This is a genomic window from Cupriavidus alkaliphilus (genome assembly GCF_900094595.1).
In the GTDB taxonomy this organism is placed as follows: Bacteria; Pseudomonadota; Gammaproteobacteria; order Burkholderiales; family Burkholderiaceae; genus Cupriavidus; species Cupriavidus alkaliphilus.
This window is the reverse complement of record NZ_FMAD01000001.1, coordinates 79,379-104,937: the sequence shown is the minus strand read 5'-3', so window position 1 is coordinate 104,937 and position 25,559 is coordinate 79,379. Positions and strand designations below refer to the sequence as shown.

24 protein-coding genes are annotated in these 25,559 nt (G+C 58.4%); 5 read left to right on the top strand and 19 right to left on the bottom strand.

The genetic code is table 11. The annotated features are described in order from the left end of the window. Positions 1 to 95: 95 nt before the first annotated feature. The 8 genes from GA0116996_RS00470 to GA0116996_RS00435 all read right to left on the bottom strand — a co-directional run bounded on the left by GA0116996_RS00470 (position 96) and on the right by GA0116996_RS00435 (position 5,109). Positions 96 to 824, bottom strand: a complete 729-nt coding sequence (locus GA0116996_RS00470) for an Imm52 family immunity protein (protein WP_092306313.1) — start codon at positions 822 to 824, stop codon at positions 96 to 98. A gap of 219 nt (positions 825 to 1,043) precedes the next feature. Beyond that, positions 1,044 to 1,769 carry an Imm52 family immunity protein gene (locus tag GA0116996_RS00465; RefSeq protein ID WP_092306311.1) on the bottom strand — a complete coding sequence of 242 codons (726 nt, stop codon included), beginning with the start codon at positions 1,767 to 1,769 and terminating at the stop codon, positions 1,044 to 1,046. A 181-nt stretch (positions 1,770 to 1,950) separates the two neighbouring features. Then, complete coding sequence (locus GA0116996_RS00460) at positions 1,951 to 2,661, bottom strand: Imm52 family immunity protein (RefSeq protein ID WP_092306309.1); 711 nt, start codon at positions 2,659 to 2,661, stop codon at positions 1,951 to 1,953. Next, positions 2,658 to 3,248 (bottom strand): restriction endonuclease fold toxin 5 domain-containing protein, encoded by a 591-nt coding sequence (locus tag GA0116996_RS00455; RefSeq protein ID WP_092306307.1) that lies wholly within the window; start codon positions 3,246 to 3,248, stop codon positions 2,658 to 2,660. Before GA0116996_RS00455 ends, GA0116996_RS00460 begins: the two co-directional genes overlap by 4 nt. 126 nt (positions 3,249 to 3,374) lie before the next feature. Continuing rightward, positions 3,375 to 3,761, bottom strand: coding sequence for a hypothetical protein (locus GA0116996_RS00450; RefSeq protein WP_092306306.1), 387 nt, complete (start codon positions 3,759 to 3,761; stop codon positions 3,375 to 3,377). Next, complete coding sequence (locus GA0116996_RS00445; protein WP_092306304.1) at positions 3,745 to 4,248, bottom strand: DUF4123 domain-containing protein; 504 nt, start codon at positions 4,246 to 4,248, stop codon at positions 3,745 to 3,747. The genes GA0116996_RS00450 and GA0116996_RS00445 overlap by 17 nt, the downstream gene beginning before the upstream one ends. Positions 4,249 to 4,254: 6 nt before the next feature. Next, positions 4,255 to 4,647, bottom strand: a complete 393-nt coding sequence (locus GA0116996_RS00440; protein WP_092306302.1) for a PAAR domain-containing protein — start codon at positions 4,645 to 4,647, stop codon at positions 4,255 to 4,257. Between the two features lie 168 nt (positions 4,648 to 4,815). After that, complete coding sequence (locus GA0116996_RS00435) at positions 4,816 to 5,109, bottom strand: YciI family protein (protein WP_092307323.1); 294 nt, start codon at positions 5,107 to 5,109, stop codon at positions 4,816 to 4,818. A 274-nt stretch (positions 5,110 to 5,383) separates the two neighbouring features. On the opposite strand from GA0116996_RS00435, the gene GA0116996_RS00430 reads away from it, so the two are divergent. Next, positions 5,384 to 7,102 (top strand): ATP-binding cassette domain-containing protein, encoded by a 1,719-nt coding sequence (locus GA0116996_RS00430; protein ID WP_244159739.1) that lies wholly within the window; start codon positions 5,384 to 5,386, stop codon positions 7,100 to 7,102. Between the two features lie 2 nt (positions 7,103 to 7,104). Here GA0116996_RS00430 and GA0116996_RS00425 read toward each other — a convergent pair whose 3' ends face one another. Next, complete coding sequence (locus tag GA0116996_RS00425; RefSeq protein ID WP_092306298.1) at positions 7,105 to 8,751, bottom strand: isovaleryl-CoA dehydrogenase; 1,647 nt, start codon at positions 8,749 to 8,751, stop codon at positions 7,105 to 7,107. A gap of 90 nt (positions 8,752 to 8,841) precedes the next feature. On the opposite strand from GA0116996_RS00425, the gene GA0116996_RS00420 reads away from it, so the two are divergent. Further along, positions 8,842 to 9,666, top strand: a complete 825-nt coding sequence (locus tag GA0116996_RS00420; protein WP_092306296.1) for a PaaX family transcriptional regulator C-terminal domain-containing protein — start codon at positions 8,842 to 8,844, stop codon at positions 9,664 to 9,666. A gap of 96 nt (positions 9,667 to 9,762) precedes the next feature. Here GA0116996_RS00420 and GA0116996_RS00415 read toward each other — a convergent pair whose 3' ends face one another. From GA0116996_RS00415 to GA0116996_RS27895, 5 genes are all read right to left on the bottom strand, one after another. Then, on the bottom strand, positions 9,763 to 10,293 hold the full coding sequence (locus GA0116996_RS00415; RefSeq protein ID WP_092307321.1) for a DUF6496 domain-containing protein: 531 nt from the start codon (positions 10,291 to 10,293) through the stop codon (positions 9,763 to 9,765). A gap of 319 nt (positions 10,294 to 10,612) precedes the next feature. Then, positions 10,613 to 11,095: a GNAT family N-acetyltransferase gene (locus tag GA0116996_RS00410; protein ID WP_092306294.1), complete on the bottom strand. Its 483-nt coding sequence runs from the start codon at positions 11,093 to 11,095 to the stop codon at positions 10,613 to 10,615. A gap of 16 nt (positions 11,096 to 11,111) precedes the next feature. After that, a complete protein-coding gene (locus GA0116996_RS00405; RefSeq protein WP_092306292.1) occupies positions 11,112 to 12,095 on the bottom strand; it encodes a phosphotransferase enzyme family protein in 984 nt (327 codons plus the stop codon). Positions 12,096 to 12,098: 3 nt separating this feature from the next. Continuing rightward, the gene (locus GA0116996_RS00400; RefSeq protein WP_092306290.1) at positions 12,099 to 13,685 is read right to left on the bottom strand and encodes an asparagine synthase-related protein; all 1,587 of its coding nucleotides are present in this window, start codon (positions 13,683 to 13,685) and stop codon (positions 12,099 to 12,101) included. 40 nt (positions 13,686 to 13,725) lie between these two features. Then, positions 13,726 to 13,917 carry a hypothetical protein gene (locus tag GA0116996_RS27895; protein WP_141693703.1) on the bottom strand — a complete coding sequence of 64 codons (192 nt, stop codon included), beginning with the start codon at positions 13,915 to 13,917 and terminating at the stop codon, positions 13,726 to 13,728. Positions 13,918 to 14,157: 240 nt separating this feature from the next. On the opposite strand from GA0116996_RS27895, the gene GA0116996_RS00395 reads away from it, so the two are divergent. Beyond that, positions 14,158 to 15,201 carry a LysR family transcriptional regulator gene (locus GA0116996_RS00395; RefSeq protein WP_244159738.1) on the top strand — a complete coding sequence of 348 codons (1,044 nt, stop codon included), beginning with the start codon at positions 14,158 to 14,160 and terminating at the stop codon, positions 15,199 to 15,201. A gap of 257 nt (positions 15,202 to 15,458) precedes the next feature. On the opposite strand, the gene GA0116996_RS28600 is transcribed toward GA0116996_RS00395, so the two are convergent. Continuing rightward, positions 15,459 to 16,163 carry an Nmad3 family putative nucleotide modification protein gene (locus tag GA0116996_RS28600; protein ID WP_167355466.1) on the bottom strand — a complete coding sequence of 235 codons (705 nt, stop codon included), beginning with the start codon at positions 16,161 to 16,163 and terminating at the stop codon, positions 15,459 to 15,461. After that, complete coding sequence (locus GA0116996_RS27890; protein ID WP_279615819.1) at positions 16,138 to 16,941, bottom strand: Nmad2 family putative nucleotide modification protein; 804 nt, start codon at positions 16,939 to 16,941, stop codon at positions 16,138 to 16,140. The genes GA0116996_RS28600 and GA0116996_RS27890 overlap by 26 nt, the downstream gene beginning before the upstream one ends. Before the next feature lie 610 nt (positions 16,942 to 17,551). Between GA0116996_RS27890 and GA0116996_RS00390 the strand changes: the two genes are divergently transcribed. Then, positions 17,552 to 18,265, top strand: coding sequence for a PGN_0703 family putative restriction endonuclease (locus GA0116996_RS00390; protein ID WP_244159737.1), 714 nt, complete (start codon positions 17,552 to 17,554; stop codon positions 18,263 to 18,265). Positions 18,266 to 18,588: 323 nt separating this feature from the next. Further along, on the top strand, positions 18,589 to 18,804 hold the full coding sequence (locus GA0116996_RS28595; RefSeq protein WP_092306288.1) for a SymE family type I addiction module toxin: 216 nt from the start codon (positions 18,589 to 18,591) through the stop codon (positions 18,802 to 18,804). Between the two features lie 198 nt (positions 18,805 to 19,002). On the opposite strand, the gene GA0116996_RS00380 is transcribed toward GA0116996_RS28595, so the two are convergent. The 3 genes from GA0116996_RS00380 to GA0116996_RS00370 all read right to left on the bottom strand — a co-directional run bounded on the left by GA0116996_RS00380 (position 19,003) and on the right by GA0116996_RS00370 (position 25,179). Next, positions 19,003 to 20,697 (bottom strand): AIPR family protein, encoded by a 1,695-nt coding sequence (locus tag GA0116996_RS00380; protein WP_092306286.1) that lies wholly within the window; start codon positions 20,695 to 20,697, stop codon positions 19,003 to 19,005. A 187-nt stretch (positions 20,698 to 20,884) separates the two neighbouring features. Next, positions 20,885 to 22,084 carry a ribonucleotide-diphosphate reductase subunit beta gene (locus GA0116996_RS00375; protein WP_092306284.1) on the bottom strand — a complete coding sequence of 400 codons (1,200 nt, stop codon included), beginning with the start codon at positions 22,082 to 22,084 and terminating at the stop codon, positions 20,885 to 20,887. A gap of 155 nt (positions 22,085 to 22,239) precedes the next feature. Further along, positions 22,240 to 25,179, bottom strand: coding sequence for a ribonucleoside-diphosphate reductase subunit alpha (locus GA0116996_RS00370; RefSeq protein ID WP_092306282.1), 2,940 nt, complete (start codon positions 25,177 to 25,179; stop codon positions 22,240 to 22,242). Positions 25,180 to 25,559: the final 380 nt, after the last annotated feature.

Genomic DNA, 25,559 nt, shown 5'->3' with positions numbered 1-25,559 from the left:
TGGAGAAACCGCCACGAGCAATACAGCGGTTGTTGCGAAATGCGCGCCCATTTTCCGCTCAACGTCGGGCCTCTGCAATGGCGGGTTCCCCGCGTCTACAGATCGATGAATCTCGGCAGCAAATCCAGTTCGGCAAGCCGAATTTCAATGGCATTGGCCGACCTGACGTGTTCCGGGTCCGTTCCTGAGAAAGGCCCGTCAGTTACGCTCACGACAATCGTTCCCATCTGATCGTTGCACCCGTCCGAGACGGCCATGAGTGCGCGCGCTTCCGGGACGTGCTGCTCCGTGACGATGGTCGGCAGATAGATCATCCAACCCACACCGGGACGGTCCGGGAAGACACCATCATATTTCCGTGTCTCGACAGTGGCGATCAGCGGGTCCCAGATCTTTACCGCCTCGCTCAAAACCTTGGCAACCGTGGTCCAAGGGCCTAATCGGCTCGATGGAGGCTTGGAGCCCAAAGTAAGACTCATGGCTGACGCTGCTCCGTCAGCGCGATCGAAATAGTATGAAATGGACGCACCTTGCGAGTTTGCCAGTTGCCCGTTCCATATGACGAACGTCTTGATGACATCTTCTGCTTCGAGTTCCTGATTCAACACGGACAGTGCGGTCGTGGTGGGGCCTTGGCTGTCGAAGACCAAATAACGGTAAGAATCGTCTTTCGTGTCACCTGCCAACAGCCACGCGGATTCATCGAGCAGCGTGTCTTCTGCTCCCAGAAATCCCGTCAGCTTCTGCACAAGCGACAGATGGTCTCGCAAAGTGAGATGTGAATCGGATGAGTGCCGAAACCACAGGCAGAGCTCGTGCGACATGGCAGCGCAACCTAATCTGTCGACCTAGGTCGATTTCTCTCAGAGAGTTAGAGGTCAGCATATCGCGGCAGAAGGTCCTGATCGACAAGCCGCACCTCAATGGCATTGGCCACCCTGCCATGTTCCGGATTGCTTCCCGAGAATGGTTCGTCCACTACGCATACAACCCTTGGGTCTGGCGGACGCTGAACTGAGCGGCACTTCAATCCCTAACATCATCTACAGATCGATGTACCTTGGTAGCAAATCCTGATCAACTAGCCGAATCTCGATTGCGTTTGCCACCCGCACATGCTCAGGATTCAATTCAGAGAATGGTTCATCGATGATGCTGATCACAACCGTACCAACCTGCTTCCTTCCCTCATCCAGCACCGGGTGCAACAGTCCCGCTTCTGGCACCTCCTGCTCCGAGAGGACACGCGGCAAATAGAACAGCCAGCTCACGCCTGGGCGATCCTGAAAAGCCTTGTGCTCGCTGTACCAGAATGGGCCAAAGCACGCAACAAGCGGTCGCCATATAGCAACGGCTTTTTCTAACCAGAGTAGCGGCACTTTCCAGTCAGAGAATGAGGGCTCAACGCGAAGTGACAGCGCAATCCTGTCCGGTCGCCCAAGCACATTGGCGGTTGATGCAAGCGACGCCTGTTGAGCGGTCTTCTCGGCGCCATTCCAAAGTGCGATCGAACGAATATCGGTGACACCTCTATTGCGCTCTTCAAGGACAGCCAGCGCCGCACTGGCTGGTCCGTCTTCGTCGAAGGCGCGGTACAGGAGCGCATCTTCTTTGCTTTTGCTGGACGACAGATACCAGTCATCGAGAAGGGACGAATACCTGCCAATGACACGTGCAAATTCGTGCAGCTCCGCAAACTGGCGCCTGATGTCGATGAGGTGAGCTTCCTTGCGCCGGACTGCGAGTTCGAGTGCAGGTATGGAACTCATGGCTGAAAGACCACTTCTATGTCGGGAAATGCGGCTCGAATGATCCGAGAGAAATCCCGTTCGCACTCACAAAGTTCCGAACCTCCGTCATCGGCAGCGCCCGCCATTGAGCTTCACTGAGCGTCAGCATGCAGCCTCGCTATCCAGACTCTCATGCTCGAAACAGGTTAATGAACGATGGCTAGAGGTCAGCGTATCGGGGGAGGAGGTCTTGGTCGACAAGCCGCACCTCAATACTGTTCGCCAGCCTTACGTGATCAGGAAGCAGATCCGAAAACACTTGATCCACGACACTGATGATGATTGTCCCGATTTGACACTGCTCTCTCATGACAGGAACGAGAGCACCCGCTTCCGGCACCTCACGTTGTGTGAGTGAGCGCGGCAGATAGATCATATTGCCGACGCCCGGACGATCGCGAAACACCTTCTTCGTCATATACGACTGAGCGTGCGCGGTAATTAGCAAGGGCGACCAGATGACGGCGGCTTGCTCCACAACGTAGACGACCTGCGGCGTAGCAATTGCCGGGTCGACTCTCGGCCTAAGATTGACAGTCCACGGGCGAAGTCCGCCGATCAAATACTTCAGCCCTGCCGCCTGGGCACCGTCTTGCCCATTCCAGAGGCCGACGTCACATGCCGTGGCCTTTCCGCTATTCATCGCCCAAAGGACCGCGAGCGCCGCTGGCTTGATTCCACCATCTCCAAAGGCCTCATAGCGCAATGCTTCATCCTTGCTGTCGCCGCCCAGATACCACTTGCTGAACGACGGCCCCCAGGCCTGGATCACGTGGATGAATCTGCCCAGTTGATCCAACTGGTCCTGAAGCGACGGGGCGACCGACGGGCGCATGAGGGCAGTAATTTCGGGGAGCAACGTGCTCGTCATGGTTCAAAGACCGTTTCCAGGCCTGGGTAGTGGACCGAGAATAGCGAAGCAAAATGGGAGTAGCTCTTCGGCTCCATGAAGTACCAACTCAGCCTGACAGGCGGCCGCGGCAGCGCGACCGCGTACTGTGTACCCGCTTGTCGGATCAGGCCGTTCTCCCCGCCCGAATCGCTTGCCCACCACTCCTTCGGCAAGCCGTACTCGTCAAAGAACTGGTCGTACTTTGCCTTGGCCTCCTGCAGCAGGCATTGGGAAGACCGGAAACCATCGAAATCCAGTCCAGCAAAATTCCACTCTGTACCCGGAGGGAACCCTGTGATTCGCGCCTGATATGCGAGCGAAGCGTCCGACATGCTCCAGCCTCTCGCCACTGGTTTTCCATGATCCGGTGGGCACTCCTTGCATTTTTCTTTCTTTGTTTTCGTCTGAGCATCGGTGCGGGCTACAGGGCTATCCTTGGCCTTTTCCGCCTCCTCGTTTCGCTTTCGCATCTCCTCAATTGCTGCACCTCCGGTGAGGCCGACACCGAGCGCAGCCAACACGCGAACAGCGATACTCTCGATTACTGGGATTGCAAGTGTGGCCATGGTGATAGCTCTCCACTGTTCCGCTTTCGCGCTGAGACGGAATCATCCTTTGCGCAATCATTTGCAAGCGCTGGCGAGTGTGCCGAGCAACTGCCGGCTCTGCGACTGGCCATGGGTCGCCCTTGTTCAGAGCACGCGCATTACCTTGGCCCCGTGCGCCACCCTTGCCTCCTTCTTCTTAAGGATGTGCTCGATCACGGCAGACAAGTCATCCAGCCTGAGCTCCGGTGTCGTTCCCGGCTTCTGGAGATACGCCTGGAAATCCGTGTCAGCCGCCAATTGCGGCGCATCGACACAGAGGTAGAGAAGCCTCACGATATGTGGTGTTGATTCCATGCCAATTTTTGCGGCAAAGTCATGCGCAGTCCGCATTCGTCCGAGAACTTCTTCTTTACCCGGTTCGCGCAACAGCTCCGGCCGATGAGCCAGAAACTGATCACAGACCGCGCCGACAAAGTTCTGCACCTCTGTGTGTCGCAGCGCCTGCCATTGCGCCTCACTGAGCGTCAGCATGCTGCCTCCCTATCCATACTCGCCTGCCATTGGCCAGCAAATGCCATTCATGGATATGACGGAAGAATTCCGCTCGCTGGTCACCTGCCAACAATTGAAAGAGGCCAGCCAGTACACGCGGATCCCAATACCGCAAAAGCGCCATTCTTCCGTCGGGCAGCTTGATGTCGAGTCGCAATTGCAGCAGTTGTGTGAGCCCGGTCAGATCAGCCTCAGCGATAAGCCAAGTGACGGCCGGTGCCGCCCTCTCCAGTGAGATCAAGTCGCGCAGGACTGCTTCAGTCACCTGCGCCGCGTCAACCAGCCAGGGGCCTGCGTGCGCCAGCGCGTCATCCGCTGTACCGGAGAACAAGGCGACTATCCCGCCAGGCACCTGTTCAAGCTGGCGCTCGCGATGCTGCTGATACAGCGCGCCATCCACCAGGGCATACAGGTTCAGCGTCTGCAAGCGCGTACGGAGTTGGCCGTATCGATCGAGGACATCCATCGTCAGCTACCCTCGGACGACGGTTGCCGCGCCGGCCATAGCGGCCTTCATCAGACAGTCCAGGCAGAGGCCAGACGCCGTTACCGCAGCAATCCCTGCCGGTTCAAAGTCGGCAGCAACTGGCGTCTCCATGTCGCTTGCCAGCGTGGTGTCCTGGCTGGCAAGCAACCTGGCACCGCAGGCGGTGCGGTCCATATGCCTGGCGTAGGGAACGCCATTGGGCGCAGTGATAATTCCGTTCCCTGCGAGGATCGGGAAAGTGCCCTTGCACTTGGGACAAATCGTCATGTCCCCTGCACGTGCCATGGCACGATTACCGATGATGCTGGTGGCATCACCGGTAATGACTGTCCCTCCGTGCGTTGTCCGGTCGCCGACGCAAATGAGTCCGGAGATCAACTGACCCCTCCACCTTCGCTATGTTCGAGAAAGCCGCCTGACTGCCAAAGGCATGCTTGCTCAAGGTAGTTGGCGCAAGGGGGTCATCGCAACAGACCTAATCTGCAAAGATATGCGTCTGTTTCTGCAAGGGTGAGGGAAAGGGCTGCATCAGGGCGAAGCCCTGAGTCAAATGGTCACCGGTTCATCGAAGGCGCGGTGCCAGCTGTGGATCTCCACGCGCTCGCGCAGGCCTTGCGTCCAGAACGGATCCGTTTGAACGAGGGTCTCAACCTCCGCACGATCCCCGGCCCGGACAATCCAAAGCCCGCCAACGGCTCCTTGGTTCGGCGCTTCGCGCAGAGAGCCGGCGATCAGGATCGCGTCGCGATGCAGAGCCAGCCAATCGAGATGGGCTTGCAAAAGGGCATTGCGCAGGGTGAGTTGGTCGGGCTTGTCGTGAAAGCGGACCGCAAAAATCATGGTGTTCCTAAAGGAGGGAATAGCTACGATTGTGGTGTACATCCCGCGAAGCATCGGCGCAAAAGCGCAGAACTTTCGCTGTGCCGCCAGCCCGCCCATTGCTTGATGTCCAGCGAAGCGAAACCGCCAGAACTTTCTTCTGCAATCTTCTGAATGCTCTGACGACCTTTGCCTTGCAGCATACCTAACCTGTGAGCAGATGGTCCCGCTCAACATGGCACGACCAATCTGATCTGTAGACCCCCCATGACTTTGATCCCCGAAGGTGATGGCGATGAGGCTTCTTCTCGATTTGTACAAGGATTGGATCCTCGCCTACCGAATCACGGTCAGAAAGTACCCAGCCTTACCTATCCACTTCTGCGCAGCAACGCTATTTGTAGCGCTGTGCGCGGCTTTGTCTACGCTGATCCCCTACCTCTTGCGGGAGGCAACCGATGCGCTGTCTGTGGACGCCTCACGAAGCGCTGCGGGCGCTGCGCTGCTTCTTGCCGGCGCGTACGGTCTGGCCTGGACTGCCGCGCGCGCATTCGATTGGCTGAAAGCCATACTTTCGGCGGCCGTTCTCGCAAGATGCGACGCCGCCTTCCATGACGCCATCTTTGCCAGGCTGATCAGGGTCGACTACCCGCACCTGACTGCGGAAGACCCGGGGAAACTCGTCTCCGTCATCGCCCGAAGCCGCGCAGCCTTCAGTGCCATCACCTTTTCGATGTTCTGGGCAATCGTACCGACGGCGCTGCAGTTGATGCTGTCCAGCCTCGCTCTGTGGCAACTGATCGGCGGCGCGTTCGCGCTGGGATTTGCCATCTCCATGATGCTTCTCTTTGCCGCGACATGGTTTCTCGCGGACAAAAGCAAGGGCGCCCATGAAGAGATTTTCAGCGGTGTCGACATGTTGTCGAGCCACCTTGTTGAGAAGCTCGGCTTCATGCTCGACATCAAACTCAACAACGCGTACGCCAGGGAAGATGCCGCGTTGCATCGCACGCTTGAGGTCTACATCGGCAAAGTGACCCGTGGAAACACCCGGCTCGCGCTGCTGCTTGTGGCACAAGCCATCTGCACCGGCCTATTGCTCACGCTGTTCACGGTCACGACCGCGTACGTCGTCATTCACTCAACATTCCGCGCCGGCGATTTCGTCATGATTGCCAGCTATATCGTGACACTGGCAACCCCTTTCACGAATCTCGCGGGGTCTCTGTCTGAATTGCGCCGCAACCATCTCGCATTGCGCGAGAGTTTCGGGCTGCTGGAGCTGCCGATCGAGCGCAGCGAATCCAGCGCGCACATTGACCGCACGGCGAACGAAGTCTTTCGCATCGAGCACGCAACGGTGACACAAGGTGGAAAGCAGATTCTGCAGGGCGTGAATATCACTGTCAGGCAGGGGGAACTGGTCGCGCTCGTCGGGCCATCGGGTGCCGGCAAATCGAGCCTGGTCCACTTGACGCTCGGGCTCGTCCGCCCCGCGGCTGGCACTGTTTACCTTTTTGGCGCGGACGTCAGCAAGCTGGCGGTCAGCGATATCGCACGTGAAGTCGCGGTAGCGCCTCAAGCGCCGATGATTCTCACGGGCTCACTCAGGGAAAATCTGATCTACGGCTGCAGCAACGTGCCATCCGACCATGCCCTGCATGACCTCGTAGCGTTGCTCGAATTGCAGGAGATCGCCGCAGACGGAGACGGCGATGTCCTGGATCGCCCCCTCGGCATTCAAGGCCGGGCCCTGTCAGGAGGTGAGCGCCAGCGTGTCGCGCCGGGCCGTGCGCTCGCACGCCGCCCAGCGGTGATCATTCTGGATGAACCCACCTCATCGATCGATCCGGATCGCGAGGCGCGGATTTTTGCACGTGTCCGGCAGCGGGTCCCAACGCTTATCGTGGTGACGCATCGACATGCGCTGATCAAGGCGGCAGAGCGCGTATATCGCGTTGCGAACGGCACCGTCCGGGAGCACTGTCCGCGCGCTGCGAATGCCGCGGGTTGACATCACGCCATCAGGCTGGCGCGGTCGATCAGCTGGGCAATCGGCGCTTGTGGGTCCAGCGTGCCATATGCAAAGCCACTGTCTTGTGCCAGACGGGCGCGGCAGAAGGCATTGGCGATCTCATCATTGCCGGAGGTCAACAGCAGCGCCGCCTGAAGGGCCATTGCCGTTCGCTCCACCACCAGCCGGCTGCGCGCTTCCAGCACGCTCGGGTCTTCGAACGCCTTTTGCAGCCAGGCCACATGCTGGTCATAGGCATCATGCAATCCGCGTGCGGCCTGGAGCTCCTTGAACAAGGCATCGCGAACCCCCGGCTCCTTCTGCAAGGCTCGCAGCACATCCAGGCACTGCACATTGCCGCTGCCCTCCCAGATCGAATTCAAAGGCGCTTGCCGATAGAGCCGCGGCAGGATGTTTTCTTCGACGTATCCGATCCCGCCCAGGCACTCCTGCGCTTCGTTGATATGCGCAGGCGTGCGCTTGCAGATCCAGTATTTCCCGATGGCGGTCCCGATGCGGGCGAGCGCGGCCTCATGAGGATCGCGCGGCGACGCATCCACGGCGGACGCGATACGCATCGCAAGCGCGATGGCTGCCTCGCTCTCCAGTGCGAGGTCGGCCAGCACATTGCGCATCAGCGGCTGGTCAATCAGCAACCGCCCAAATGCCTTGCGCTGGCGCGTGTGATGGAGCGCCTGGACAATGGCCTGCCGCATCTGCCCGGCCGAGCCGACAATGCAATCCAGCCGGGTCAGCGCCACCATCTCGATAATCGTCGCGACACCACGCCCTTCCTCGCCAATCAGTTGAGCCGTCGCCCCCTGGAACTCGACCTCGGACGATGCATTGCTCCAGTCGCCCAGCTTGTCCTTCAAGCGCTGGATCCGGACCGCATTCAGCGAGCCGTCAGGAAGGACACGCGGCAACAGAAAGCAACTCAGGCCGCCCTCCGCCTGCGCCAGGACCAGATGCGCATCGCACATCGGCGCCGAAAAGAAGAACTTGTGGCCAACGATCTCGTACGTGCCATCCCGTTGCAGGAGTGCCCGCGTAGTATTGCTGCGCACATCCGAGCCGCCCTGCTTTTCCGTCATGCCCATGCCGATGGTGCAGGCGGTCTTCTCGTGGGCAGGCAGGGTGCATGAGTCGTACTCGCTGGCAGTCACGCGAGGGATCCATGCGTCTGCAACCGCCGGAGACTTCCGAAGCGCCGGAATGGCGGCATGTGTCATCGTCAGCGGGCAGCTGGTGCCGGCATCCGGCTGGCTGTTCAGATACACCAGGGCCGCACGCGCTACGTGCGCGCCCGCGCGACCCTCATTCCGCCAGGAAAAACTGTGCACCTGGCCCTGCATCGCGCGGCTCATCAGTTGATGGTAGGCGGGGTGAAACTCCACCGTATCAATGCGCCGGCCATACCTGTCAAAGCTGTGCAGCACCGGCTTGTGCCGGTTGGCCAGCTCGCCGTACTCCATCATCTCTCCGCCGGTGACTTCACCGAAGGCCGCAAGGTGCTCGCTCGCCCATGCTCCGCCGTGCCGCGCTACGGCCTCCTGCAATGCTTGATCCGTTGACCAGGCGTTATACGCGGGCAGGGGCAACGGCTGGTTCTGTACATCGTGAGTGCTGAACTGTGAGCTGGCTGACATGGGTAGACTCTCATCCGTGGAAGCGATACAAATATTACATGTCATCGCATATTCTGCATAAATAAGTAATATAAGGAAGAACCCTAACCTATGGCTGAGCCATCAAAGGCTGCGCTGGATGAGAGCGCTCCCGGTCCGGCAGCGCGCCGCCTGATTCTCAAGCTCCTGGTGGCATCAGAGACGGAGACCCTCGACGCCGCTGACGCCATCCGCGCCTGCGCGCTCTTCGGGATCTCGGACAACAATGCGCGGGTGGCGCTTACCCGTCTGGCGAGCGCCGATCTGATCGAGGCAGCGGGAAGAGGAACTTATCGACTAGGCCCCGAGGGCCGCGCGCTGGGGGAGGACATCTCCGCATGGCGAATCGCGGAGCAACGCGTGCGCCCCTGGGATGGCACGTGGATCGCCGTGTTGATTGCCGGCCTGGGACGAAGCGATCGCACGGCGCTGCGAGCGCGCGAGCGCGCCCTGGCGCTCGTCGGCATGCGGCAGCTCGAGGAAGGCCTGTATGTTCGGCCGGATAACCTCGCCGGAGGTGTCGCCCATGCGCGCGAACGGCTCTACGGCCTTGGCGTCGAGGACAGTGCACCGGTCTTTACAGTACGAGACTTCGACGCCGGGCTGGAATCGAAGGCTCGCGGCCTGTGGAACGGGAAGGAACTTGTGAAGGGCTATCGGGAGAGCAAGCGTCTGCTTGAAAAATCGGAGGCCAAACTCGACACGCTGCCATTGGAGCTGGCCGCCAAGGAATCCTATCTGCTAGGCGACCAGGCGATCCGGCAACTGGTGTTCGATCCGATGCTGCCCGAGCCGCTTGTGAGCGTGGCGGATCGTGTCGCCTTTGGGAGTCAGGTACGTCGTTATGACGAAGTTGGTCGCTCCATCTGGCAGCGGTTTTTGGCGGCGCGGGGTTAGGCGCTGGCGCCTGATCGGCGCCGTTGAAGGCCGGGGCGTGACGGCAATACCAATGTTCCGTAGCACGCACCCGCCTTCCACGCTCGAAACACCTGCTTAACGGGGCTTCTGTTCTGCCCGCTTGTTCGCAGCACGCGTGCGCGCAGCCTTCTGGGCTGCTTCGGATCGTGCGGCCGCACCCTTTGTCCTGGCAGCCTTCTCGGCCGCCGCGGAGCGCTCTGCCGCAGTACGCTTGCTGGCCGCGCGCTTAGCCTGGGTTGACAACGCCTGATGCGAGGCCCCGGCCGTACTCTCTCGCTTGAGCGCCTTGATGGCGGCACTGCGACGCTTGGCCGTGCTTTCGGAACTAGGCCGCTTTGGCTTCTTTTCGCCGGCACTCTTGGCGGCCGGCTTGGCCGCGCTCTTGGCCGTTGCGGCTTTGGTACCGGCCTTAGGCGGCAGTTCAACGCCAGCGCGGCGCGCTTCAGACAAGCCGATGGCGATGGCCTGTTTGGCCGAGCGTACGCCGTGCTTGCCATGGCGGACGGCTTCGATCTCGTCGCGGACAAAATGACCAGCCTGGGTGCTCGGCGACTTCCCCGCTCGTTTGTCCGCCTTTGCCTGTGCGATGCTGGATGCTTTTGGCATGATGGCCTCCATGAGGTTGGCGAAGTTGTTGGAGAGACGCATATGCCATGCCAGGCTTTTAGCGTGCTGGAAGCCGTCACTTGGAAGGAAATCGGTGTTGCGGCAGAGTGCGAAAGCTGCACGCTGTGCGTTGAATCTACAAAGCGGCTGGATGCGGCAGCATATTCCCGCTGACTTGCACGGGGTTGATGTAAGCAGTGATCAACGACCTGCACATCGGGCAACCATGCCAACGCAAGAATGTTCAGGTCGCTTTTGGATTAGGTCCGGTTCGATGGCGGGCCGATGTCTCATGAGAGCATCACAATCGGACCATCAACTAGCCGACTCGCACTTGCCACCCGACGCATAGAGGCGGCATTGCCAGCCCGGCCGCCGTTGATGTCGTGAAGCCTCGAGCCCTGAGTAGCCGGATGCAGTCCTCGTTATCTCGATGACACAGCGCTTTGATAGTTCTCAGCCCCGGTTCAATACGGTTGCCTGCACGCAACGCTTCGTCGAGTAGCAAACTGCCAATTCCCTTGCGCTGATAGCGAGGATCCACGCCAAATTCGACGTGAGCGCTTTCCCCCGTAACGGAGAAGAGCAAAACGCCATACCCCTGACTAGTGCCGTCAACGTCCGCCACAGCAAACACACCGCGGCGGGCGCGCTGCGCTTCCATCTTGAACAAGAACTCTTCTTCCATGGACTGTGGATCGTTGATTCTTCGCGTTATCCATCGGTTGAACGCCTCGTCGGAATGCAGAAGCTTGTACCATTCGAGATCGCTATGCCTCACAGTGCGGATCTCAATCTTCATGGGAGCCCCTTCTTGCTTACGCGGGCCAACGGTCAATGGCCAGCTGACCTGACACTGCGCGGTAGCTCAGATCATCCAAGCGCCTGCACATCTCACGCCATGTGGGCTCATCCAGTACACAGTAGTCAAGCAGAAAGCCGATCGATCTGATCTCGTTAAGCAGGATCAGAACAGAGATCGCATGGAGAAACCTCGGGGAACCATGCAACGCCGGCGTATAGGCATTGACGAACGCATGCCACAAAGACGCTGAATCGTCTCGGCCTTCGGTCTCGAGCCACCATCCAATGGTGGCCAGGTCAAACCATTGCGGCCCGCTTCCACAGTCGTCGAAGTCGAACAACGTGACTCGCCTGCCTTCGATCCGCATATTCGCAATTCGGAAATCGCCATGGCAGAAGCCAACAGGCATACCGGTAGGCGAGCAACCGCCAGCCGCCAAGTGCTTGCAACGGTCGCTGACTGTCGCGGCTGCGCTACCGGCAAAGGTGAACGATTCGGCCAAACGGTTCAGCGTCCGATATGCCTCACCAAGCTCTGCGATATGCCTGCTGGGTGCGAGTTCGCCCAACGCAGGCTGCGCATGAAGGCGCTTCAGCGCGTTCGCGGCTGCAGCGAGATCATCACAAGTCATCTCCAAAGGACGTCCCACTGCGGCGCCAAACAAAGCTGCATGACGTATTGCACCGTCCGACAAGGCAAGACGAAAGCGCCTTCCTCCCCGTAGCGTTGAATGTGCAGTCGATACCTCCAGCAGGTCATCCCGCTCGATTCGCGCTAGCAATCGCAGCTCGGCGTCAATCTCGGCTTCGCCTCGTCCGTGGATTCTGTACAAACGAAGGTAGTAGGTCCGATCGGCAGAATCCGTCAGCGAGAATGTTCGATTCACTCCGCGCACGACTTCATGCACGTCGATCGCATCTATGCCGTAGACGGTTGCGACGGCCCGCCGCACCATTGCGACGTCGCCAGCTGATTTGGTTTCGTGGTCAGTGGTCATCACTTATGTGACCTGTCTCATGAACCGCTCAAGGAAAAGGAAGATCGCCAGCGGAGCCGTCGCCGCGATATCACGCGTATCGGCGACGCGTTTCAACACGCATTTCACCGCCTTCATATCGACCAGACCGAAGTCAGCAAGTGCACATTCGCGGAGCTGTGCATTGATTCGATCGTAATGAAGCGAGATGGCTTCCGGCAGTACGTAGTCAAATGTCTCCTTCTTATAGCCAATGGGAAACAGATCCTTTCTCAAATACCTGCGGAGATACTGGCGAAGCAGTCGACGTTCGCCGCGAAACTTGACCGGCAGTCGATGGCAGAATCCGATCAGGCTCGGGTCGCACAACGGATTCACTGGCCACAGTCCAAGCCGCATCATGTAGGGCGAGCGAGCGGCATGTGCTAGCAGCGCCGTTTGCGGAATGGCGCTGGTCGGTGCGCAGTAAAGCGGCTCAGTATCCGCGGCAACGCGTGCCCGGCGGCTCAGCATTGACCGAGCGATCTTCTCCGCGGCTATCAGTTTCGAAGGTTTCACCCTGCTTGCAGATGGATAGTCCGTTTCGTAGCGAGGAAACAGCTCGTCGCCACCTATTCCCGTCAGGACAGCATGACAACCTTTCGTTGCCGCCTGTCGCCATAACGCATCGAAGGCCTCGATGTAGAACTCACCAAGAGGATGCTCTGGTGCCCTCACAGAAGAATCCAGATCAACAACGGGCATGTAGGCTGACATGTCGAACGACACGTCCTCAAGAGCGAGCGTCTGCACGATCGCACGCCGCCGCGTGCTTTGCACGTTTCGGCCAGGCTGAGCGAGTACGATGCCAGCCGAACGCCAAGGGGCACCGGAAAGTTGCGTTGTGGCGACTGCAACTGAGGAGGAATCCATGCCTCCGCTGAGTTCCACCAGACATCCGCTCGCATCAAGCGGCCGTGCACCGGTCGCGCTCGCCATACAAGCTTCGAACGCACCAAGTACATCCACACCTTCCTGCAAGGCGTGCGGCGAAAGCGTTGGCGCGGCGGAAGGATAGACGAATGATGCGCCTTCGGCGTCAACAAGAAGCGAGGAACGTTCGGTCAGCAGTGCGATTCCTGTACAAACCTGGCGACTCGCGTAGAAGGTGCGCAGACCTAGAACATGAGCCAGCACCTCAAAGTCCGCGGCGTGATTTCCGCGAGAAACCACGTCTGCGCAGTCCCATGACAATTCAACATGACCCGCGCCGACTGTCGCATAGAGAGGAGCAACGCCCAGCCGCCCCGATGTAATCCGTACTTGCGCATTTGCCCCGTTCGATACGGCCTCCACTAGCGCATAGTCGAGCGGCCAGTTCAGGATCTTTTTGTGAACTTCGGCATAGTCTTCGAGCGACAATATGCCTTGCGCGGATGGGGGTCTTTCGTCCGGCTCATGAGTACTCCGTTCGAGTACGGCGTAGACCCAACGGTTTGTCCCCTGTGCAAACAGAGAGCAGAGGCATGGGTTCGGAAATGCTGAAATCTCGCTACCTCCAAACCGAATGCCTCTGCCGCACCAGCGAGGCGTCCGCGACAGATCTTCGATGCTGATTCTTGCCTTCAGCATGGCAAGCCTCCGTGCGCGGCGTCATCTCCGCAAAGGGCAATCACATATAGGCCAGGGTCGAGCTGTCTCCGGGGAACCGATTCTTTGGTAACGCCGGCTTCGGCCTTGGGTTATCGAGTGGTGCCGCAATCGATGTACATGGATCGGTAGCGATCAGATCCTTGTAGACATCACGCAACATCACCGGCTTGACTGAAGCATGGATGGCTTCTTGGTCAGGAAGTGCATTCATCTTTCATCTCCTTCATACGTTGATCGAATCGGCAGAGTCAGGGTGCTCGTCGATTCGACTCAATGCTAGGCGAGCATCGCACTCTCGCTGCAGGTGAATTTCCAGCGGAGCTACCGGATATCTGAATATCTGAGCTTGGTGCGATCGCCATGCTCTGACATAGATCAAGCTTGATGGCATTGTCGGTATTGGGATGAAGACTCGGCGTCCTAGACTCCAATCCACTCTCCAATGCGAGCCATGGATGGCAGACACCTGGTCAATCCCTTCGCCATGAAGGGCCCGAGCGACGCAACATCAAGATCACCTGAGAGTTCCGTGACGGCCGGGACGAGCAGCTTATCGCTCGCCAGGACGATCTTCGGACGCCTTATCAGGCAAGGACGTTTGCGGCAGCTTCAGTTACTGGTGATGATCGAAGAGTGTGGAAGCATTGCGCGCGCCGCTGCTGAACTCTGCATGAGCCAGTCTGCTGCCACGCAAGCCCTGGCGGAGTTGGAGAGAGTTGTTGGCATGAGATTGTTCGAGCGGCACGCTCGCGGCATTCGACCCACAGCGAGTGGGCATGGATTGATATCGCATGCGCGTGAAGTCATTGTCAGGATCCGGCAGGCTGCAGAGTACCTCGCAACCAGCAAACGGGGCACGACCAATGCATTGCGCATCGGCTCCATACCAGCGGCTTCCTACGCACTGATCGCCCCGCTTTTGCCGGCCTTTTACAGCCGGCATCCTGATGTGCACATCGACTTGGCGGAAGACACCGACGCGCGCTTGCTACCGGTGTTGATTGGCGGTGGTCTCGATGCATTGTTCTGCAGGACACCACTACAAATGCCAGCCGAACTGATGTTCGAGCCGCTGCTTGAAGACGATGCCATCATCATCGCTGCATCGTCCCATCCGCTGTCCACGATGGCTGGCTTGGCTATCACCGCATTAGATGGTGCACGCTGGGTATTACCCGCTTCGAGCATCCAGTTGAGAGAGTTGTTCGATCGCGTAGTGCTGAGCGCGCTGCCCGATGCCTTGTTGTTTCCCCTCTCGACCATTTCCCTATCGGTGCTGGAAGGATTCCTGCAGCAGCCCGGCGCCGTCACGCTTCTGCCACGCAGTGTGTCGAGGGGTCTGATCGCTAGCGGGCGCGTCCATCAACTTGACGTCGATATCACGGCACCGCTCTCCCCGCTTGGTGTCGTGTATAGCGCGGAGAGAGCGCCAGAGCTGTTGCAGGCGTTCTTGTCGATTGCGCGGCAAAGACTTGGCAGGCGGCAATTCGGTTGATGAGGACACGTCGGTGGAGCAGCCAGCGGACGCCCTATTGCGACACAACCGTATGAAGGTAGAGGCATCCCGCGCGGCAGGTAATGCTGCCTCGTCGGTTACGGCGATGAAGGGTTGGATGGTGGCTAGGTCGAAGTGGAGGCGGGGGTGCGGGAGGGGCCTGGGTCGTCACGGTGGCCGGCGCCTACGGTGCGTCGTTACAGGGAGCGAGCCACCGATTGTAGGAGAATGAGTCGTGCGGCACGATCCGCAATCGGCTAGCGAAAAAGCCCGATATGAGGGACTTGCAAAGACCCTCCTACAGGTTCATTCATTAGCAGCCAAGCCTCAGCCGATCCATAGTGAGTCCTTGGAACCCAACGTCCAATTGCTCGCTTTACAGAACCCCCAAAACCTATCTTGTCTTCGACGTCAGGCAAAACCATCTGGTTTGGATCAGAGAGCGGCTTCAGCTTTCCCAGAAGGCGGGATCGCGACTGGTCACCTTCGACGACCACAAGGCTCGATTCTGGACTTGACCGTCTGAAGTGGGCGTTCCGGTGCAAATGAACCAGGTGTGCCGGCGGCCAGGTATCCTCGTGGCGGACTTCATGAACCATCTTTACGCAGAAATAGCCTATAACAAAGCACGTTCCTGCGGAAATCGTCGCTCCGTGAAATCCCGCATAGAAAACCAGGTAGTCACCGGGCTGGAGCCGCAAGAGCTGCAAGCGCTTCGGATTGTTGGGCTCTCCGTATGTAAATGACTCAAACTCCGGATCGTAATGCGCCAGCCCATCCTGTCTGACCCATCGCAGCAACGTCCCTCCGCTTCGGGCCGGAATCTCGCTATAGCTTACGCCTCGGTTTAGGCTTACGGCCTTAGATTCTGGGATGGGTACGTACTCAAAACTGCCATCCTCAAATTGAGGCGCCAAACAGCCGCCGCAGCCCCGGTCAACCCCTACACGCAGGAATAGCATCTGCCTTTGCATTGGAGATCTTTTCGATGTCAGTTAGCGAATTCGTTCGATAGGAGTTACAGCCCGAGGAATTCATCCGCCCCTCCTCCCCCTGAGGCCAATGAGTCGGGCGGCCAAGGAGACCGCCGTTGGCTGGCAGCCACGCGCTAAAGTCGGAAAGATCCGAATCAGACCACCGTCCCCCGATCTCCGCCCCTTCCTCATATACGTAGCGAAGTCCCACTGCGGATGCGGAAAACTTGGAAATCAACCGCTCCGCCCATTGCTTGCCAAGGGGTATGGCAGGTGCGTTGCGCCCGAAGTACCAGAATCGTTGTCCGACAAACACACGATCACCACAAATGTCCTGCTTTTCAATACCTGTACCCGGCGGTTGGGCCTGATGCTCGTCGGTTTGTCGCGTGTGATGGAGTTGCCCGCTCGAGTCCTTACAGTAGAAATTGTCTCCACACGACTCCACCAGTGAGCTACCAAGCCTGGGGATTTTTGCCGCGAACTGTGGATCTCTATAGTACGAATCTAGATCCAGCTTCTTCTCGACGTTCATGGCATAGATTAGTCGCCATACGTCTGGCTCCCCCAATTCCCTGCGAATACTGGCGCTGGCCAGCCCAATAATCCAATCACCGGGCCTGCAGCGCGAACGCATGTGGTTTGGAGTGCAGATAGCCAGTGTACAAGTGTTGTGAAATGGATTTGGTGCGTGGCCACTGTCGTGAGTCATGACATAGGCACAGACAATCTTTGCTGGTTCGTGCACGTGAAATCCTGGCGGCATGTGGGTCGGGTATTCTCGTAATGTAGCCTGAAACCAGGCCTCATTACCACTCACGCCTGATATGCCGCGCAACCTCATCGACTGAGAATGGTTTGCCTTAGGGTTTCTTACGAAGCACCACGCCGCGCATGACTGTGTCGGATGCTGATTGAGAAGCATCGCCACAACTGCGCGGAGTTGGATGCGTATTTTACGGAGACGAGAGAGCCTGCGCGGGATTTGGGAATCACTCTGCGCCCGGCCAGGAGGGCGTGGCGTACATGAGAGGCTAACGCGGTGGCCGCCACGATGGGGCTAACGCTTGCAGATTGGGATGTGTTTCGACGGTAAGAGGAGTGGAAAGGCATAGGAGATTTGATCTGCTCCGCTTCGGCCAGGGCCAGGGCACAGTCCCCCTCTCCACCATTTGGCGGATTTCCCGCGCTGCCCGGCTGACAAACAATCGTCAACAGTAACCACGATCCCTTGCATGACCGCCGGTCAGCAGGGGAACGCGCTCGACGGAGGCGATTCATGTCTGTAACAGCCATTTGCGGGGAACAGCAGGAATGGGCAGCGAACCGGCGCCTATGACGCACGCGGTTATGTCCCCCATCTGGATCTGAATCTGATGCGACCACTTTCGCCAGCAACGTTGGCGGCGTTTGCAAATGGCGATGGTGGCGAGCTACTGGAGCGTGGAGACAGGCCGGCAAAGATGCGAGCCTTACATTCGTCTTCTGCGCTGGCCGCGAACTTCTTCGATTTCTGGACCGATTGCGCGGATGCCACGCCATTGATGAAAGCGCTGGCGCTACCCTCCTGCCCCACCGCAGTGCTATTCGAATCCAAACTGTCCACCGGCGTCGACAGTCAGGCCAACTTGGATGTGTGCCTGCCACTGGCGAACGGCGTCATGGCCGGCGTGGAGAGCAAGTTCACGGAATGGCTGCGCGGCAAGGCAACGCAGGTGGGTGAGGCGTTCAGGCCGCCATACCTTGCACAGGGGCGCAGACGCTGGGAAGAGGTCGGGTTGCCGAGGGCACAGGCGCTCGCGGAAGCCCTGCAAGAGGGATATGAGGCGTTCCGGCACATTGGCGCGCCGCAGCTTCTCAAGCATGCCCTTGCACTGGCCCGTCAGTACGAGGACCGTTGGGTACTGCGCTATGTGTACTTCGATTGGCCGGGATCGCACGGGGAGCGGCACCGGGATGAGATCTGGCGTTTCCAGGATCTAGTAGGCGATGAGCTGCGGTTCGAAGCCATCAGTTACCAGGCGATCTTTGGGGAAGCTATGTTCAGCCAGGCTACCAGCGTGTCAGCCCTATCTGGCCTATCTGGGTGAAAGGTACTTTCGTCAGCCGAAGGTTAGGCAACTGGGAAAGAATAGCGTGGGCCCGTGGGTTGCGGTACAGCAATGCAGAGTTGTCTCATTGGCGGCAGTATCCGCATTCCTTAGCCTTGTTGTCGGTGCTGAACACACCTCCCGCAGCGTTGCCACGTCCGACAGTCGTGGCGTGTCTTCCATAGCTTTCTGCTAAGGCCGGGCAGCGCGCATCGATACAAGACCCGAAAGGGGAAACATGCGGGCCGATCTGCGGGCGGTGTTCAAGTGCCCGGCCGCCCAGTTTGCACGGGCGAATCCAAGTTTCGAGTTAGGAGTTCGCTATGCGGAAGATATCTTCCACTGCGCACATGCGCACATTCACAACCAGTTACAGGCATTTCCGCGTCAAGGCAACTGAAGGTAACCGTTATTGTGGGATGCGATGCGTTCCATGGATACGGTTAGGTGGGGTATGGTTGGAACAGGCAGGCTTCAAGATCGGGCAGGCGCTCAAAGTGGAAGTACGGAACAAGGTCATCGTAATTTCGTCGGAATAGCCACAAAGCCAAGGGATTGGTAGGTGCTTTGCTATACCCTCAAACGCTGTGACAACAATAGAGACGGGGGCGAAAGATTGGCAGAATATAAAAATAGATCCGCCCCTTCTCTTTTCTATGCGCCAGCTCAGGCTAGAACATCGAAATTACGAACTTTCAATTTAGTGAAATCATGTTCCTGACGAAGGACGCCATACCTTACAACTTTGCACTCATTTCCTCCAAGATCGCGCCGCGTTTCAATCGGTCATCGGAGATCGGAGCGAGCGCCTGAACAGCATCGGCTGCTCGCTTGAAATATGGTACAGACTTGTCATGCCGAGAAAGCGTGTCAATAAGCTTTCCCGCATATTTGTCGGCAGCCTTCGAATTTAAATCTGGTGTCTGCTTTCCGGCAACCAATTCCGCCACCAACGCAATCAAATGCCATTTGAATTTGCCGAGATTCTTAGAAATAACCCCATTTGACCTCAGCAAGTGGAACCTATAAAGTGCGAGCGCTGCGGCATAATAGATAGACTCCTTATTTCGTTCGGCGAATATCCTTTCCCCCAATTGTTCGTACATTTGCTTAGGATATTTGTACGCAAGATCAGGTCGCCGCAACAACATCGCACAAACACACTTAGCCACGATATACAGGGAAAAAACTCGAATGGCTGGAATTTCGAAACCCACAAACTGCCGATCCCTACGCTCAAAATACAGCCTAGATTCATCACCATCGAATGAATTGAAATACTGCTCGATCCGCTTAACAATGGGACGGAGCGAGTAAAATTGATTATCATCAATTTTTGACTGACTATTCGTTGCGCGCACTAGATCGGCGAATATATCTTCATTCTTTGTCTCAACAATCTTGAGATTAACCATGACATTATGACTCAAAGAATGACGATGCTCAAACAGAACGTTTGAAGTCTGACATCCATTAACGATCTGAAAATTCTCAAGATGTATTACATTCCCCTGCACTCGAACATCTGGGCTAACAATCGTAATACCATTGTTCATAACAGGAAAACGGGTTGATGCTTTTGCATCACTAAGGGTACTACCAATAGAAGCATTGACGGGGTTGTCGGTGCCAAGGAATGCGCGAACGTTCTCATCGAACACTTGTGTTCGGAGCGCGCCGTCTTTGGCAGTCAAGAGTTCCTCCACAATATCCTTTGCTCTTGCAACGACCAAATAGGCCTCATCAACGCCGGCAATCGGCGGTAGCGCAGCGCTGCTGAAAACGGGCAATGCCGCGGAGACACCGGAGTATGTTTGCACCCATAGTGTGGTTAATTCCTCACGACCAATAATGGCGATATCGACACTCCCAAAATAACCAAGAGTGGAGATTTCCGATTCAAATTTCTCAACTGCCCGCTCAATTTCTATGGGCTTATCATATTTCCCAGTAGCGACGTATCGCGCCGTAAATCTTGGCTTTCCGTCTCGAATTTTTGGCACCTTGGTAAGGCAGAAATTATATGTTTCATTCGCCGACAATAAAACATCATCGCGTGAATCATACGGATCCGCCTCGACGAACCGCATAACCCCTTCCTTGAACTTCAGAAAATCCCCCAAGTCAAACGATTCGCTTGTCTTCGCCTGAACAAAGACAAGCTCAACATCATTATTTCTCTTATCGGATCCGAATATCGTTTCGGCGTCCTCCCTAGAGAGACAGATCTCTTCGTTGATGATAATCGCTACGCCATCAATCCCATCTTCATCAGCGCCCGTCGTTATCTCGGACGCATCAAAGCTTGCACCCACTCGGTCAAATGCTATCGAATAATTGCAGAATGACTCAAAACGCTCAGACTCCGTGAGTTGCTCCAATCCACAACTAGCCACGTAACTATCGAGATGAGACTTAACAATTTTATGCATCGATATTTCCGATCGAAAATTCTTGTTTAATCTTCAAATAAAACCAGTCTTCGCCACAGCAGGATTCTGGCCACACCTAGTATAACCAACAACATGGGTGAATCCCGGAACGAGGTAGTCACTCCAGGCCCAAAAATGGGAGCCTCAGCTCCCATTTTTTTGTGCACAACAATTTTAAAGAAGAAGCTCAATCCCAGCTCAACGCCCCACCCGTCTGATACTCAATGACGCGCGTTTCGAAGAAGTTGCGTTCCTTCTTCAAATCGATCATCTCAGACATCCACGGGAACGGATTCTCCTCATTCGGGAACAGCTGATCAAGACCAATCTGCTGGCAACGACGATTGCAGATAAAGCGCAGGTAAGACTTAAACATCGGCGCATTCAGACCAAGAACGCCACGCGGCATGGTGTCCTCAGCATAGCGATACTCCAGATCCACCGCCTTCTTGAACAGCTCCGTAATCTGAGCCTTAAACTCCGCCGTCCAAAGATGCGGATTCTCCAGCTTGATCTGATTAATCAAATCAATCCCAAAATTACAGTGCAGCGACTCATCCCGCAGGATGTACTGATACTGCTCCGCCGCCCCGGTCATCTTGTTCTGCCGCCCCATCGCCAGGATCTGCGTGAAGCCCACATAGAAGAACAGCCCTTCCATGATGCAGGCGAACACGATCAGCGACTTCAGCAGCTTCTGGTCGTTTTCCGGCGTGCCGGTCTTGAACGACGGGTCGGTCAGCGTGTCGATGAACGGGATCAGAAACTCGTCCTTGTCGCGGATCGACTGCACTTCGTGGTACGCGTTGAAGATCTCGGCTTCGTTCAAGCCCAGCGATTCAACGATGTACTGGTAGGCGTGCGTGTGGATGGCCTCTTCAAAGGCCTGGCGCAACAGGTACTGGCGGCATTCCGGCGCGGTGATTTGGCGGTAGGTGCCCAGCACGATGTTGTTGGCGGCCAGCGAGTCGGCGGTGACGAAGAAGCCGAGGTTGCGCTTGATGATGCGGCGCTCGTCTTCGGTCAGGCCGTTGGGGTCTTTCCACAGGGCGATGTCGCGGGACATGTTGATTTCCTGCGGCATCCAGTGGTTGGCGCAGCCGGCCAGGTACTTTTCCCACGCCCACTTGTACTTGAACGGGACGAGCTGGTTGACGTCGGTCGAGCCGTTGATGACGCGCTTGTCGGCGGCGTTGACACGGCGGTTGCTTTGCGCGGCGGCGGCGTTGGGGTTGTTGCCCAGGATGCCGGCTTGCGTAGCGCTCGGCGGCAGGACGCCTTGCTGGTCAGCGGTGGCAGCGGCGGGATTGGAAACTGCGGCGGGTTGCAGGGCAGGCTGCGGTGCGGCCTGCGGGGTGGCTTGAACGTCGTCGTCCCAGCTCAGCATGATTGGTTCTCCGTGGATCGGTTGGGGGGCGCGGTGGTTGGTCAGGTTTGACGCTTTACTTCGTTGATGCGCCGGCCCTCACCCCCGCCCCTCTCCCGCAAGCGGGAGAGGGGAGCAAACAGGGGGTGGTTTTTTGCTCTCTAGTCTTTTTTGCCTTACTGGCAGGCTTCGCACTCTTCGAAGCCGGGGTCGCCCGGGCGCATCGTGCAGACGGCGCCTTCGGCTTCCGGCATGGCCGGGGCCGATGCGGCTGCCGCGTCCAGCGCCGAGCCGCTATCGCTGCCCGACGACACCGCATTCAGCGAACCACGCGACACGGTGGACTTCTCCACGTGGGTGGCAGCCATGGTGCGCAGGTAGTAGGTGGTCTTCAGGCCGCGCAGCCAGGCCAGCTTGTAGGTGTCGTCCAGCTTCTTGCCCGAGGCGCCGGCCATGTAGATGTTCAGGGACTGGGCCTGGTCGATCCACTTCTGGCGGCGGCTGGCGGCTTCGACCAGCCAGGTCGGCTCGACTTCGAACGCGGTGGCGTAGATGTCGCGCAGGTCTTGCGGAATGCGGTCGATGCGCGACAGCGAGCCGTCGAAGTACTTCAGGTCGGCGACCATCACTTCGTCCCACAGGCCGCGTTCCTTCAGGTCGCGCACCAGGTAGTCATTGACCACGGTGAACTCGCCCGACAGGTTGGACTTGACGTACAGGTTCTGGAAGGTCGGCTCGATGCAAGCGGACACGCCGATGATGTTCGAGATCGTGGCGGTCGGCGCGATCGCGATGCAGTTCGAGTTGCGCATGCCGTGCTGCTTGATGCGGGCGCGCAGGCTGTCCCAGTCCATGGTGCTGGACAGGTCCACTTCCAGGTAGCCGCCGCGCTCTTCGGCCAGCAGCTTGAGCGAGTCCTGCGGCAGGATGCCGCGGTCCCACAGCGAGCCGGTGTAGGTCTCGTAGCGGCCACGCTCTTCGGCCAGCTCGGTGGAGGCCTGGTAGGCGTAGTAGCACACGGCTTCCATCGAGGTGTCGGCGAACTTCACCGCGGCGTCGCTGGCGTACGGCGTGCGCAGCACGTGCAGGCAGTCCTGGAAGCCCATGATGCCCATGCCGACCGGACGGTGGCGCATGTTGGAATTGCGGGCCTTCTCGACAGCGTAGTAGTTGATGTCGATGACGTTATCCAGCATCCGCATGGCGGTGCGGATGGTCTTCTGCAGCTTGGCGTGGTCGAGCGCGTACGAACCGTCGGCCTGCTTGGCCAGGTGGGCGACCAGGTTGACCGAACCCAGGTTGCAGACGGCGATTTCGCTGTCGTTGGTGTTCAGCGTGATTTCCGTGCACAGGTTGGAGCTGTGAACGACGCCGACGTGCTGCTGCGGGCTGCGGATGTTGCACGGATCCTTGAAGGTGATCCACGGGTGGCCGGTTTCGAACAGCATGCCCAGCATCTTGCGCCAGAGCTGCATGGCCGGGACCTTCTTGAACAGCTTCAGCTCGCCGCTGGCGGCCTTGGCTTCGTAGCCCAGGTAGGCCTTCTCGAATTCCTTGCCGACCTTGTCGTGCAGGTCCGGGCAGGTGGACGGCGAGAACAGCGTCCATTCGGCGTTTTCCATCACGCGCTTCATGAACAGGTCCGGAATCCAGTTGGCCGTGTTCATGTCGTGGGTGCGGCGGCGGTCGTCGCCGGTGTTCTTGCGCAGCTCCAGGAATTCTTCGATGTCCAGGTGCCACGTTTCCAGGTAGGCGCAGACGGCGCCCTTGCGCTTGCCGCCCTGGTTCACGGCCACGGCGGTGTCGTTCACCACCTTCAGGAACGGGACCACGCCCTGGCTCTTGCCGTTGGTGCCCTTGATGTGCGAGCCGAGCGCGCGCACGTTGGTCCAGTCATTGCCCAGGCCGCCGGCGAACTTGGACAGCAGCGCGTTTTCCTTGAGCGCTTCGTAAATGCCTTCCAGGTCGTCCGAGACGGTGGTCAGGTAGCACGACGACAGCTGCGAGCGCTGGGTGCCCGAGTTGAACAGGGTCGGCGTGGACGACATGAAGTCGAACGACGACAGCAGCTGGTAGAACTCGATGGCGCGCGCTTCGCGGTCCTTCTCGTTCAGCGCCAGGCCCATGGCCACGCGCATGAAGAAGGCCTGCGGCATTTCGATGCGGGTTTCATCGATATGCAGGAAGTAGCGGTCGTACAGGGTCTGCAGGCCGAGGTAGTTGAACTGGAAGTCGCGGCCGGCGTCCAGCGCGGCGCCCAGGCGGGCCAGGTCGAAGGTGGCCAGCTTTTCGTCCAGCAGCTCGGCGGCGATGCCGCGCGCGATGAACTTGGGGAAGTACTCGGCGTAGCGCGTGGCCATCTCGGCCTGGGTCACTTCGGTGCCCAGGATTTCCTTGCGGATGGTGTGCAGCAGGATACGGGCGGTGACCTGGCTGTAGTCCGGGTCCTTTTCGATCAGGGTACGCGCGGCCAGGATGGCGGAGTCGTACACCTGCGTCATCGGCACGCCTTCGTACAGGTTCTTCAGCGTTTCCTTCAGGATCGGCTCGGCGCTGACCGCATCGCCCAGGCCGGAGCAGGCGTTGTCGATCAGGGCGTGCAGCGCGACGATGTCCAGCGGCTTGGTCACGCCGGCGTCGGTCACGTTGATGCTGATGCCGCCTTCCTGCACGCGGGCAACGGCTTCGGCGCTGGCGCTGGCGCGCTCGGCCTTGCGCTTCTCGCGGTACAGCACGTAGGCGCGGGCCACTTCATGCTCGCCCGAGCGCATCAGCGACAGCTCAACCTGGTCCTGCACGTCTTCGATATGGATGGCGCCACCGCTGGGGCGGCTGCGCACCAGCGCGCGCACCACGTTGTTGGTCAGCTGCTCGACGATCTCGCGCACGCGCGCGCTGGCGGCGCCCTGCCCGCCGTTGACGGCGAGGAAGGCCTTGGTCATGGCGACGGCGATCTTGGACGGCTCGAACGCCACCACGGCACCGTTGCGACGAATGATCTTGTGATCCGGGTAATTCGTGGTCGCGGCGTTGGGGGTCTGCTGCGTGGTCGAGGCCTGGCTGGCAACGCCGGCGGCGGCGCCACCCGTGGTGATTTCGTTCTGGGCCGTTTGCATGAGAACTCCTGTTTTTACCCTGGAAATAAGAGACAAAAGAGTCCCTGGCGAAATGCGGCGAAAAGAACGTCCCTCCCGGCTCGCAAGCGGGTGCGGACAGACTGCCTTTACGTGAACATTTCGCCAGGGACTCTTGTGATTCGCTGGCCTTGCGGGGAGGTTTGCAGTCGATACGCGAATTTCGCGGCTGCTGCCTCGCTCTTGGGGCCGGCTCCCCGGTTTGACTACTAGATATAGTGTGTGAAGCGGAAAACTGGGCTAAGTATAGTGAAACGAATCCGAATGACCAGTCTTGACAACCGTTATTTGGACGGCGACGGCGGCTGTGCGGCAGCGCCACATGCCCGCAAGCCTAGTACTCGCAAGGGTTTCGGCCAGAC

Bases quoted from the DNA above. Each gene is read 5' to 3' on its own strand.
- GA0116996_RS27895 (WP_141693703.1), bottom strand. From the start codon at position 13,917: ATGAATGCACTTCCTGACCAAGAAGCCATCCATGCTTCAGTCAAGCCG.
- GA0116996_RS00470 (WP_092306313.1), bottom strand. From the start codon at position 824: ATGTCGCACGAGCTCTGCCTGTGGTTTCGGCACTCATCCGATTCACAT.
- GA0116996_RS00395 (WP_244159738.1), top strand. From the start codon at position 14,158: ATGGATGGCAGACACCTGGTCAATCCCTTCGCCATGAAGGGCCCGAGC.
- GA0116996_RS00425 (WP_092306298.1), bottom strand. From the start codon at position 8,751: ATGTCAGCCAGCTCACAGTTCAGCACTCACGATGTACAGAACCAGCCG.
- GA0116996_RS00390 (WP_244159737.1), top strand. From the start codon at position 17,552: ATGCGACCACTTTCGCCAGCAACGTTGGCGGCGTTTGCAAATGGCGAT.
- GA0116996_RS28600 (WP_167355466.1), bottom strand. From the start codon at position 16,163: ATGCTATTCCTGCGTGTAGGGGTTGACCGGGGCTGCGGCGGCTGTTTG.
- GA0116996_RS00430 (WP_244159739.1), top strand. From the start codon at position 5,384: ATGAGGCTTCTTCTCGATTTGTACAAGGATTGGATCCTCGCCTACCGA.
- GA0116996_RS00420 (WP_092306296.1), top strand. From the start codon at position 8,842: ATGGCTGAGCCATCAAAGGCTGCGCTGGATGAGAGCGCTCCCGGTCCG.
- GA0116996_RS00465 (WP_092306311.1), bottom strand. From the start codon at position 1,769: ATGAGTTCCATACCTGCACTCGAACTCGCAGTCCGGCGCAAGGAAGCT.
- GA0116996_RS00450 (WP_092306306.1), bottom strand. From the start codon at position 3,761: ATGCTGACGCTCAGTGAGGCGCAATGGCAGGCGCTGCGACACACAGAG.
- GA0116996_RS00460 (WP_092306309.1), bottom strand. From the start codon at position 2,661: ATGACGAGCACGTTGCTCCCCGAAATTACTGCCCTCATGCGCCCGTCG.
- GA0116996_RS00410 (WP_092306294.1), bottom strand. From the start codon at position 11,095: ATGAAGATTGAGATCCGCACTGTGAGGCATAGCGATCTCGAATGGTAC.
- GA0116996_RS00445 (WP_092306304.1), bottom strand. From the start codon at position 4,248: ATGGATGTCCTCGATCGATACGGCCAACTCCGTACGCGCTTGCAGACG.
- GA0116996_RS00415 (WP_092307321.1), bottom strand. From the start codon at position 10,293: ATGCCAAAAGCATCCAGCATCGCACAGGCAAAGGCGGACAAACGAGCG.
- GA0116996_RS00370 (WP_092306282.1), bottom strand. From the start codon at position 25,179: ATGCAAACGGCCCAGAACGAAATCACCACGGGTGGCGCCGCCGCCGGC.
- GA0116996_RS27890 (WP_279615819.1), bottom strand. From the start codon at position 16,941: ATGCCGCCAGGATTTCACGTGCACGAACCAGCAAAGATTGTCTGTGCC.
- GA0116996_RS00380 (WP_092306286.1), bottom strand. From the start codon at position 20,697: ATGCATAAAATTGTTAAGTCTCATCTCGATAGTTACGTGGCTAGTTGT.
- GA0116996_RS00455 (WP_092306307.1), bottom strand. From the start codon at position 3,248: ATGGCCACACTTGCAATCCCAGTAATCGAGAGTATCGCTGTTCGCGTG.
- GA0116996_RS00400 (WP_092306290.1), bottom strand. From the start codon at position 13,685: ATGCTGAAGGCAAGAATCAGCATCGAAGATCTGTCGCGGACGCCTCGC.
- GA0116996_RS00375 (WP_092306284.1), bottom strand. From the start codon at position 22,084: ATGCTGAGCTGGGACGACGACGTTCAAGCCACCCCGCAGGCCGCACCG.
- GA0116996_RS00435 (WP_092307323.1), bottom strand. From the start codon at position 5,109: ATGATTTTTGCGGTCCGCTTTCACGACAAGCCCGACCAACTCACCCTG.
- GA0116996_RS28595 (WP_092306288.1), top strand. From the start codon at position 18,589: ATGCGGAAGATATCTTCCACTGCGCACATGCGCACATTCACAACCAGT.
- GA0116996_RS00405 (WP_092306292.1), bottom strand. From the start codon at position 12,095: ATGACCACTGACCACGAAACCAAATCAGCTGGCGACGTCGCAATGGTG.